At 62.7% G+C, this 2,935-nt stretch carries 6 protein-coding genes; all 6 read right to left on the bottom strand.

What is annotated here, in order from left to right:
* A partial coding sequence (rpsC, locus tag ACIGII_RS19470; RefSeq protein WP_399657655.1) for a 30S ribosomal protein S3 occupies positions 1–680 on the bottom strand: 680 nt, incomplete at its 3' end.
* 17 nt (positions 681–697) lie between these two features.
* The gene (gene rplV / locus ACIGII_RS19465) at positions 698–1,033 is read right to left on the bottom strand and encodes a 50S ribosomal protein L22 (protein WP_017355410.1); all 336 of its coding nucleotides are present in this window, start codon (positions 1,031–1,033) and stop codon (positions 698–700) included.
* Between the two features lie 12 nt (positions 1,034–1,045).
* A complete protein-coding gene (gene rpsS, locus ACIGII_RS19460) occupies positions 1,046–1,315 on the bottom strand; it encodes a 30S ribosomal protein S19 (RefSeq protein ID WP_017355409.1) in 270 nt (89 codons plus the stop codon).
* Between the two features lie 6 nt (positions 1,316–1,321).
* Positions 1,322–2,149, bottom strand: a complete 828-nt coding sequence (rplB, locus tag ACIGII_RS19455) for a 50S ribosomal protein L2 (protein WP_399641333.1) — start codon at positions 2,147–2,149, stop codon at positions 1,322–1,324.
* Positions 2,150–2,159: 10 nt separating this feature from the next.
* Complete coding sequence (rplW, locus tag ACIGII_RS19450; protein ID WP_068854553.1) at positions 2,160–2,459, bottom strand: 50S ribosomal protein L23; 300 nt, start codon at positions 2,457–2,459, stop codon at positions 2,160–2,162.
* Positions 2,456–2,935, bottom strand: a 480-nt coding sequence (gene rplD / locus ACIGII_RS19445) for a 50S ribosomal protein L4 (protein ID WP_399657652.1), incomplete at its 5' end; no start/stop codon positions are given. The genes rplD and rplW, both read right to left, overlap by 4 nt.

Here is a 2,935-nt window from a genome sequence, read left to right as displayed (position 1 = left end):
CGATCGTTGCGCGACGGGGTGTCGTCCTGCTTTTCCTGGCCAACCTGGGAGAAATCGAAAACCTCGCCCTTGTAGATCCAGACCTTGATGCCGATGATGCCGTAGGTCGTCTTGGCTTCAGCGAAGCCATAGTCGATGTCGGCACGCAGCGTGTGCAGCGGCACGCGGCCTTCGCGGTACCACTCCGAACGGGCGATTTCAGCACCGTTCAAGCGGCCACCCACGTTGACCTTGATGCCCAGGGCACCCAGGCGCATCGCGTTGCCGACCGAGCGCTTCATGGCGCGGCGGAACATGATGCGACGCTCCAGCTGCTGCGCGATCGACTCGGCAACCAGCTGTGCGTCCAGCTCGGGCTTGCGCACTTCGGTGACGTTGATGTGCGCCGGGACGCCCATCATCTCGCTCACTTCCTTGCGCAGCTTTTCGATGTCCTCGCCACGCTTGCCGATCACCACGCCCGGACGGGCGGTGTGGATCGTCACGCGGGCGGTCTTGGCCGGACGCTCGATGAGGATCTTGCTGATGCCGGCCTGCGCGAGCTTCTTGCGCAGCATGTCCCGCACCTTCAGGTCGGCCGCCAGGTAACCAGCGAACTCGGCCTTGTTGGCGTACCACTTGGAGTTCCAGTCCTTGGAAATGCCGAGGCGGATACCAATCGGATGAACTTTATGACCCATGGTGTTTTCCTTTCCGCTTACTTGCCGGCGCCCACAACCACAGTGATGTGGCTGGTGCGCTTGAGGATGCGGGTGCCGCGGCCTTTCGCCCGCGCCATGAAACGCTTCAGGGTCGGACCTTCATCAACCATGATGGTCTGAACCTTCAGCTCGTCGACGTCGGCGCCCTGGTTGTTCTCGGCATTGGCAATAGCCGACTCCACCACCTTCTTGATCAGGTGGGCAGCCTTCTTGTCCGAGAACTTCAGCAGGTTGACCGCACGCTCGGCCGGCAGGCCGCGCACCTGGTCAGCGACCAGGCGGGCTTTCTGCGCAGAGATGCGCGCGGAGCGCAGGATTGCTTTCGCTTCCATTGTCATCTCTCCTTACTTGCCCGACTTCTTGTCACCACCGTGACCCTTGAAGGTCCGGGTGATGGCAAATTCGCCGAGCTTATGGCCGACCATGTTCTCGTTGACGAGCACCGGAACGTGGTTCTTACCGTTATGAACGGCGATGGTGATGCCTACCATTTCCGGCAGGATCATCGAACGGCGCGACCAGGTCTTGATCGGCTTCTTGCTACCCGCAGCGGCCTCCACCTTCTTGACGAGGTGGTGATCGACGAACGGGCCCTTCTTGAGTGAACGTGCCATGGTCGATTAGCCCCTACGATCGCGGACGATGAATTGCTGGGTGCGCTTGTTCTTGCGCGTCTTGTAACCCTTGGTCGGAACACCCCACGGGGTGACCGGATGCGGATTACCCTGGCCGGCCTTCGCCTCACCACCACCGTGCGGGTGGTCAACCGGGTTCATGGCAGCACCACGAACGGTCGGGCGGACACCGCGCCAGCGCTTGGCGCCAGCCTTGCCCAGCTTTTCCAGGTTGTGTTCGTCGTTGCCGACTTCACCGATGGTGGCGCGGCACTCGACCGGAACCTTGCGCATCTCACCCGAGCGCAGGCGCAGGGTGGCGAACAGGCCTTCACGAGCGACGAGCTGCACGGCGGCGCCGGCGGCACGCGCGATCTGTGCACCCTTGCCCGGCTTCAGTTCGATGCCGTGGACAGTGGTACCGACCGGGATGTTGCGCAGCGGCAGGGTGTTACCGGCCTTGATCGGCGCATCCGAACCCGCGATCACCTGGTCACCGGCCTTCAGGCCCTTCGGTGCGATGATGTAGCGGCGCTCGCCGTCGACGTAGCACAGCAGGGCGATGTGGGCGGTGCGGTTCGGATCGTATTCGATGCGTTCCACGCGCGCCGGAATGCCTTCCTTGTTGCGCTTGAAGTCGATCAGACGGTAGTGCTGCTTGTGACCACCGCCCACGTGACGGGTGGTGATGCGACCGTGGTGGTTACGACCACCGGAATTGCTCTTCGGCTCCAGCAACGCTGCGTGCGGTGCGCCCTTGTGCAGATCGGGCGTAACCACGCGCACGGCCGAACGGCGGCCGGGGGAAGTGGGCTTGAATTTCATCAATGGCATGGGATGTACCTCAGGCCTTGGCCGTTACATCGATGGACTGGCCATCGGCGAGACGCACGTATGCCTTGCGCCAATCGCCGCGACGGCCGGTGCGGTTACGGAAGGACTTGTTCTTGCCCTTCACGTTCAGCACGTTGACCGCTTCGACCTTGACGTCGAACAGCTGCTCGACCGCGGCCTTTACATCGGCCTTGGTGGCTTCGTTCGAGATCTCGAAGACATACTGGTTGGAATGTTCCTGCAGGCGCGCGGTCTTTTCGGAGACACGCGGGGCACGCAGCACGCTGAAGATTTTTTCGTTGCTGTTCATGCCAGCCACTCCTCGACCTTCTTGACCGCATCCGCGGTGATGACGACCGTGTCGGCACCGACCAGCGACACCGGATCCAGGCCCTGCACGTCACGCACTTCCACGTAGGGAACGTTGCGCGCGGACAGGTACAGGTGCTCGGAGGCTTCCTCGGTGACGATCAGCGGGCGCTTGCCCACTTCCAGGCCGGCCAGCTTGGCGATCAGACCCTTCGTGCTGGTCGCTTCGACGTCGAAGGACTCCACGATGGTCAGGCGGCCCTGACGGTTCAGCTCGGACAGGATCGCGCACATGGCGGCACGGTACTGCTTGCGGTTGACCTTCTGCTCGAAGCTGCGCGGCTTGGCCGCGAAGGTGACACCACCGCCGACGAAGATCGGAGCCGTCAGCGCGCCATGACGCGCACCGCCGCCCTTCTGCTTCTTCGACTTCTTGGTGGTACCAGCCACTTCAGAGCGAGTCTTCTGTGCCTTGGT

This window comes from Stenotrophomonas sp. NPDC077420 (genome assembly GCF_044543385.1).
Lineage (GTDB): Bacteria > Pseudomonadota > Gammaproteobacteria > Xanthomonadales > Xanthomonadaceae > Stenotrophomonas.
The sequence above is the reverse complement of the archived record's forward strand: the minus strand, read 5'-3'. Positions and strand labels throughout refer to the sequence as shown.